The sequence below is a fragment of the Tardiphaga sp. genome (assembly GCF_044336785.1).
Lineage (GTDB): Bacteria > Pseudomonadota > Alphaproteobacteria > Rhizobiales > Xanthobacteraceae > Tardiphaga.
In genome coordinates, this window is sequence record NZ_JBIIOT010000162.1 from 1 (window position 1) to 6697 (window position 6697).

General features: G+C 62.9%; 10 protein-coding genes. 5 read left to right on the plus strand and 5 right to left on the minus strand.

Features of this window, described 5'->3' with window-relative positions; translation table 11 throughout:
* Positions 1-52: 52 nt before the first annotated feature.
* From ACIQ2A_RS25055 to mtgA, 4 genes are all read right to left on the minus strand, one after another.
* A complete protein-coding gene (locus tag ACIQ2A_RS25055; protein WP_398484620.1) occupies positions 53-769 on the minus strand; it encodes a hypothetical protein in 717 nt (238 codons plus the stop codon).
* Between the two features lie 301 nt (positions 770-1070).
* Positions 1071-1256, minus strand: a complete 186-nt coding sequence (rpmF, locus tag ACIQ2A_RS25060) for a 50S ribosomal protein L32 (protein ID WP_211911819.1) — start codon at positions 1254-1256, stop codon at positions 1071-1073.
* On the minus strand, positions 1198-1395 hold the full coding sequence (locus ACIQ2A_RS25065) for a hypothetical protein (protein ID WP_398484636.1): 198 nt from the start codon (positions 1393-1395) through the stop codon (positions 1198-1200). Before ACIQ2A_RS25065 ends, rpmF begins: the two co-directional genes overlap by 59 nt.
* A 142-nt stretch (positions 1396-1537) precedes the next feature.
* The gene (mtgA, locus tag ACIQ2A_RS25070; protein WP_398484622.1) at positions 1538-2200 is read right to left on the minus strand and encodes a monofunctional biosynthetic peptidoglycan transglycosylase; all 663 of its coding nucleotides are present in this window, start codon (positions 2198-2200) and stop codon (positions 1538-1540) included.
* Positions 2201-2368: 168 nt separating this feature from the next.
* Here mtgA and ACIQ2A_RS25075 point away from each other — a divergent pair, with 168 nt between their 5' ends.
* The 5 genes from ACIQ2A_RS25075 to ACIQ2A_RS25095 all read left to right on the plus strand — a co-directional run bounded on the left by ACIQ2A_RS25075 (position 2369) and on the right by ACIQ2A_RS25095 (position 6359).
* Positions 2369-3295 carry a polyprenyl synthetase family protein gene (locus ACIQ2A_RS25075; RefSeq protein WP_398484624.1) on the plus strand — a complete coding sequence of 309 codons (927 nt, stop codon included), beginning with the start codon at positions 2369-2371 and terminating at the stop codon, positions 3293-3295.
* A gap of 12 nt (positions 3296-3307) precedes the next feature.
* Complete coding sequence (locus tag ACIQ2A_RS25080) at positions 3308-3997, plus strand: DUF1345 domain-containing protein (protein ID WP_398484626.1); 690 nt, start codon at positions 3308-3310, stop codon at positions 3995-3997.
* A gap of 168 nt (positions 3998-4165) precedes the next feature.
* Positions 4166-5770: a Na+/H+ antiporter gene (locus ACIQ2A_RS25085; RefSeq protein ID WP_398484628.1), complete on the plus strand. Its 1605-nt coding sequence runs from the start codon at positions 4166-4168 to the stop codon at positions 5768-5770.
* 68 nt (positions 5771-5838) lie between these two features.
* Entirely contained in the window at positions 5839-6057 is a 219-nt protein-coding gene (locus tag ACIQ2A_RS25090; RefSeq protein WP_398484630.1) for a hypothetical protein, read from the plus strand.
* On the plus strand, positions 6054-6359 hold the full coding sequence (locus ACIQ2A_RS25095) for a type II toxin-antitoxin system RelE/ParE family toxin (protein ID WP_398484632.1): 306 nt from the start codon (positions 6054-6056) through the stop codon (positions 6357-6359). Before ACIQ2A_RS25090 ends, ACIQ2A_RS25095 begins: the two co-directional genes overlap by 4 nt.
* A gap of 26 nt (positions 6360-6385) precedes the next feature.
* Here ACIQ2A_RS25095 and ACIQ2A_RS25100 read toward each other — a convergent pair.
* Positions 6386-6697 (minus strand): flavodoxin-dependent (E)-4-hydroxy-3-methylbut-2-enyl-diphosphate synthase (locus ACIQ2A_RS25100; protein WP_398484634.1); only part of this gene is annotated, 312 nt, incomplete at its 5' end.

A 6697-nucleotide genomic window follows, 5' to 3' on the forward strand; every position in this document is an offset into this window, starting at 1 on the left:
CTCAGGCCCTCCCCGCTGCGCCGCTTCGCGGCTTGGGGGAGGGATTAAGACCTCAGCTCTTCGGCTTGTTATCCGGATTCGATCCATCCGGTTGCAGATCCGGCGACGTGATCTGCGGCGATGTATGCGCGACGACTTCCGGTGCGACCGGCTTGGCCTCGCCATGCGATTCGATCTTTGGCTCGACCCTTGATTCGATCGTCGGCTCGATGCGCTCAAGCTTCGGTTCGGCTCTCTCCGTCAGCACGGATTCGGCGACAGAGGTTGCCGGCGGCACCGGTGCGACCGGAGCAGGCGCAGGCGTGACGGCGACTGGGGCAGGTGCCAGCGCAACCGGGGCCGGCGCAGGATGATAATGCGGGGCCGGCTCGGCATAGGCGGGGGCGGCAACCCGGCGCGGGCGGCGGGCGCGCAGCGAGATGCCGGCGAAGAAGTCCACGAAGGCCACCAGCGTGATGATGAAGAAGGTGGAGTTGCCGAATTTCGGCAGCATCACGAATTCATATGCCGCACCGCCTGCCACCAGCAGCGACAGGAAATGATCGGTGAAATATTTCGAGGCCGGGCGCGCGGCGCGCATCACCTCGAGCAGCAGCAGCAGGATCGACAGCGCGACCAGCACATCCTTCAGCGAGATGCGGATGACATCCAGCGATGGCAGCGTGACGGAGAACAGCTCCACCGGGCCCGCCAGCGACAGGTCGGGCATCAGGAAAACGATGATGTTGCAGATCGCCACCGGAATCAGCAGCAGCGGAAAACCGATCATCGGGAGAGCCTTTTTCGCGCGAGAAAAACGAACGCATGACGATGCGGGCGCATCATCGGGGAACCTGCGTTTGCGCTAGTGTTGTAGCGAATTCGGGCGGAAGTACAGTTCAGAAATGAACTTATGCGGAGGCGCGGCATGCTTTGGGAAAGTGTCGCGCCCGCTGCCGCTTTGCGCAGGCTTCGCTACAACCCTGGCTGGATCAAACGGCACTACACAAACGACAAACCCCGCCGAAGCGGGGTCTGGTATTCTTATCGGGACGAAGGAGGCCGCGCGGGGCAGGCCATCCAGCCTGAAATCAGGCGTCCTTCTTCACCTTGAGAACCTGACGGCCCTTATACATGCCGGTCTTCAGGTCGAGGTGGTGCGGACGGCGCAGTTCGCCGGAGTCCTTGTCCTCAACGTAGGCGGTGCTCTTGATCGCGTCAGCCGAACGACGCATGCCACGCCGCGACGGCGATGTTTTTCTTCTCGGAACGGCCATAGGAGTATTCCTTGCAACTTCTCTTGCCAGAACGTCTGGGCAGATGTTTTCGATCGGTGCCCGGTTCCGGGCGGCCAGCACAAAGCGCGCGGGCAAAATCGCTGATAAGGCCGGGCTTATAACGGATGCGTGACGCCATGGCTAGGGTCGCGCGGGTGGATTCTTCGGAAATCCTGGGCTGTCATTCCGGGGCGCGCCGCAGGCGCGAACCCGGAACCTCGTCATGATGGAGCCGCTTGAGATCCCGGGTTCGCGCCTACGGCGCGCCCCGGGATGACAGCCTAGTTCCAGCATTTGCCCAGTTCGGACGATTGCGCCCGCGCCATATAGCGCGATGCCAGCCGGCGCACACCCGGTCCCGGCGTTTTGGCGCTTCGGGTCACCGGATTCGGCAGAATCGCCGCCAAAAGCGCGGCATCGCGGGCTGAAATCGCCGAAACGGAGCGTCCGAAGGCGAATTGGGAACCGGCTTCGGCACCGAATTGCCCGGTCGGGCCCATTTCGGCGATGTTCAGATAGAGTTCCAGGATCCGCTGCTTGCTGAGGACGAGGTCGATCCACATGGCCAGCGGGATCTCCATCCCCTTGCGGATGAAACTGCGGCCCGGCCACAGGAACAGGTTTTTCGCCACCTGCTGGGTAATGGTGGAGCCGCCGCCTGACACCTCGCCGTCCTGGGCATCATCGATGGCCGATTGCAGCGAATCCCAGTCGATGCCGTGATGGCTGCAGAATTTGGCGTCCTCGGAGCCCACCACGCTGGCCGGCATCGCCGGCGACATCGCCCGCAGGTCCACCCAGGTCCGCTCCACCGGGGCCCCGGTGATCCAGCGCCACAGCATCAGGGTCGAGACCGGCTGGCCCGTCGCATAAAGCGGGGTCAGCACATAGGGGATCAGGACGAGCAGGATCCCGATCAAAAGGAGGCGTCGGACGAGGCGCAAAAGCGGGTTTCCTGCTCAGGTCTATCCCGCTGATAAAGCGGAGTTTCCGAGCCGTTTTCAAGGCAGTTAAGCTTGCCGCGACCAAACGCGCCGGGGTGCCGCAGGCGCAATTGACGTGGCCCCTGCCATGGAGGATTGTCCGGCCAAATTGATCTGGAGCTATTCTTAATGTCGACCGGTGCTTCCACCAAAGATTTTGCCGCGCGCTTGGACCAGACTGCCGACGATACCGAAGCCGTCCTGACCAAGGTGCTGAGCGACGGCGTGCTGCCGGACGAGATCGCACGCCCGAAGCGGCTGATGGACGCCATGCGCTATTCGTCGCTGGGTGGCGGCAAGCGGTTGCGCCCATTCCTGGTCGTTGAAAGTGCGGCCGTATTCGGTGTGCATCGCGAGCCGGCGCTGCTGGTCGGCGCAGCACTCGAATGCATCCACTGCTATTCGCTGATCCATGACGATCTCCCCGCCATGGACAACAGCGACCTGCGCCGCGGCCGCCCGACCCTGCACAAGGCCACCGACGACGCCACCGCGATCCTCGCCGGCGACGCGCTGCTGACGCTGGCGTTTGACATCGTGACCCGTGATGAAATTCACTCCGACGCCAATGTGCGCCTGCTGCTGACTCGCGCGCTGGCGCGTTGCGCCGGCCTCGGCGGCATGGTCGGCGGCCAGATGCTCGATCTCGCCGGCGAAGGCCGCTTTGGCGACAAGGAGCCGGTGGACGTCGCGCGCGTGCAGCAGATGAAGACCGGTGCGCTGCTGCGCTACGGCGTCATCGCCGGCGCGTTGCTCGGCCAGGCCACGCCAAAGGAATACAAGGCGCTCGACGATTACGGCCGTGCGCTCGGCGAAGCCTTCCAGATCGCCGACGACCTGCTCGATGTCGAGGCCGATGCCGCGACCCTCGGCAAGCCGGCCGGCGCCGACGCCGCGCTCAACAAGACGACCTTCGTGACTCAGCTCGGCGTCGATGGCGCCAAGAGGCGCGTGGCCGATCTGATCGCTGTGGCGGATGCCTCGCTGGCGATCTTCGGCAACAAGGGCGACGTGCTCCGCGCCGCCGCCCGCTTCGTGGCCGAGCGCAAGAACTAAGCGAAGCCTCGCATGACCGACACGGGCAAGGAACTCGATCAGCTCCTTGCTCGCTTTCGCAAGATGCCGGTGCCGTTGCGCGTCGTCTATGGGCGGCCGCGCACCTTTGCGGCTTTGGCGATCGGCATCGTCGTCTGCCTGCTGCTGCCGCATTCGCTGCGGCTGGTGACGCGGCTGCTGATCGGCTGGGATGTCTTTGCCGGGCTCTATCTGCTGCTGGTGTTCGGCATGATGCTGACCGGTGGCAGCAAGCGCATCCGCCGCAATGCCGCGCTTCAGGACGATGGCAGTTTTGTCATCCTGCTGGTGGCCGCGCTCGGCGCTTTTGCCTCCATCGCCGCCATCGTGTTCGAGCTCGGCGCCACCAAGAGCGCCACGCCCGAGCTCGCGCTGGCGGTGATCACCATCACGCTGTCCTGGGCCGCGGTGCATACGATCTTCTCGCTGCACTATGCGCATGAATATTATCGCGGTCCTAAGCCGGGCGGACTGGCTTTTCCCGACGGGGATGAGAAGGAAGACCCGGACTACTGGGACTTCGTGTATTTCGCCTTCGTTATCGGCATGACGGCGCAGACATCCGATGTGGGGATCACCGACAAGAGCATCCGCCGCACGGCGACAGCGCATGGCATCGTGTCCTTCATCTTCAACACGGCGCTGGTGGCGCTGATGGTGAATATCGCCGCGAGTGCGATCTAGCTTCGATCCTTCCGTTGTCATCGCCCGGCTTGACCGGGCGATCCAGTGGACACCGAGGCAGCGGCGATTACTGGGTCACCCGGTCGAGCCGGGTGACGACAAGTGTAAGCGTGTCATTGACCTCCATCCCCATCCGGGCAAAGTGTCGCAGCAACAGGTGACGCGCGCGTGGAAGCCAAATTCGCTATTTTCCTCACTCTGGTCGCAGCGCTGGGCGCCACGGCGTGGTTCGCGAAGCGCGCCAATATCGCGCCGGCGATCCTGTTGCTGCTGGTCGGCATCGGCCTCGCTTTCGTGCCGGGCATGCCGGCGCTCGAATTGCCGCCCGAAGTGGTGCTGCTCGGCGTGCTGCCGCCGCTGATCTATTCGGCGTCGGTGGCCATGAGCTGGCGCGAATTCCGTTTCAGCCTGCGGCTGATCACGTTGCTCGCCGTCGGCTGCGTGATCTTCACGGCCTGTCTCGTCGCCACGGCCACGCATTATCTGATCGGCCTGCCCTGGAGCGTCGGCTTCCTGCTCGGCGCCATCGTGGCGCCGCCGGATGTCGTGGCGCCGCTCGCCGTCGCGCGAAAACTCGGTCTGCCGCGACGGCTGCTCGTGGTGCTGGAAGGCGAGGGGCTCGCCAATGATGCGACCACGCTGATCCTGTATCGCTTTGCGGTGGCCGCCATCACCACCGGCGCGTTCTCGCTGCCCAAGGCCGGTGGCACCTTCGTCGCCATCCTTGCCTGTGAACTCGCCTTCGGCATTTGGATCGGCTGGCTCAGCCTGCGCCTGCGCCACAAGGCGCGCGATCCGCAGGTGGAGATCACGCTGTCGCTGCTGACGCCCTATGTCGCCTATCTCATTCCCGAACATTTCGGCGGCTCCGGCGTCATCGCCACCGTCGCCTGCGGGCTCTACATCTCGTGGAATGGCCCGCTGCTGATCTCGGCGGCGACGCGCCTGCAGGGCATCTTCTTCTGGGACTTGATCATCTATCTCATCGAGGGCCTGCTGTTCCTGATGACCGGCTTCCAGATGCGCGCGCTGATCGAGAAGTCGAAAGCGTTTCCGATCGCCGAGATCGTTGCCGCGACGGCGCTGGTGATGACTGTGATCGTGGTGGCCCGTTTTGTCTGGGTCTATGCGGCGATCTATGTGCCGCGGATGCTGAGCGCCTGCCTGAAGAAGCGCGATCCCGCGCCGAACTGGCAATGGACGTTCGTGCTCGCTTTCACCGGCGTGCGCGGCGCCGTCTCGCTTGCCGCGGCATTGGCTCTCCCGTTCACAATGATGTCCGGCGAGGCCTTTCCGGCACGCGACCTGATCCTGTTCGTGTCGTTCAACGTGATCCTGATCACGCTGGTCGGCTTCGGCCTCGGCCTGCCGCTGGTGGTGAAATGGATGAAAATGGACAAGATCGGCCAGCGTGAACATATCGCCGAGCACGAGGCCGAACTGCATGCCCGCCGCGAAGCACTGGCCAAGGCGCTGGCATCGCTGGATGCGATGACCGATGATCGCGAACTCTCGGACGAGGTCGTGAAGATTCTTCGCGCGCGGCATGAGAGCCGATCGAACCAGCTACCTAACGAACTCGATCCCGAAGTCGATGTCTCTGCCCTCGGCACTGATCTGGTGCGCGAACTGATCAAGGAAGAGCGCAAGTTCATCCACGCGCAATTGCGCGACGGCAAGATCACGGATGAGAGCCGGCGTCGGATTGAGCGGGATCTGGATCTCGAAGAAGCAGGGCTGATCAACCGGGAATATCAACGGATGCCGCTTTGAAGCTGGTGAACTGATTGGGTGCAATCGGACAGATAATCTGCTAATCTGCCGTCATGATCAGAGCAGTATTGGAAGAACTGCTGGAGCGGGTTTCAACTTGGCCTGAGAAGGCACAGGAAGAACTGGCTGTGTTGATTGCCGATGTCGAGGCGAGCCATCTCGGGAATGAATACGAACTGACTGCTGACGATCTTGCAGCGCTCGATCGGAGCTTGGCCGACGTCGAAGCTGGCCGATTGGTTGACGATGAGGAAATAACCGCCTTGTTCAATCGGCACTTTGGATGAAATTGCGCTGGTCACAGACCGCGCGCAACGAACTCGATGACATTTTCGTTTATCTCAAAGCTCAGAGTCCTTCGGCGGCCAAATCCGTCGCCATAAGGATCATTCAGCGCGCCCGATTGCTGACAAGCTTTCCGTTCTCCGGTCATCCGACGGCCACGCCCGGTGTCCGCCGTGTATCGATCGTGAACTATCCTTATGTCGTGTTGTATATGATCGACCATGCGAGTGAGGAGGTTGTCATCCGCAACGTCCGCCACACAGCACGAAAAAACCCGGCGGCGGATGATCCGCGCGCCGGCTGATTTCTGCCGTCGATGATGTGCCGGGCTTACTCGGCCGCGGTGATGATTTCCGGCGTCTGGTTGCCCTTGCCGTAGCGCTGGTCGATATAGTCGATCACCAGCGCCTTGAAGTCGGCCGCGATCGTCGGGCCGCGCAGGGTGCGGAATTTTTCGCCATCGACGAACACCGGGGCCGCCGGGGTTTCGCCGGTGCCGGGGAGCGAGATGCCGATATTGGCGTGCTTGGATTCGCCGGGACCATTCACGATGCAGCCCATGACCGCGACGTTGAGGTTTTCGACGCCCGGATACTGGGTCTTCCAGCCCGGCATTTCGACGCGGATAAAATCCTGGATCGA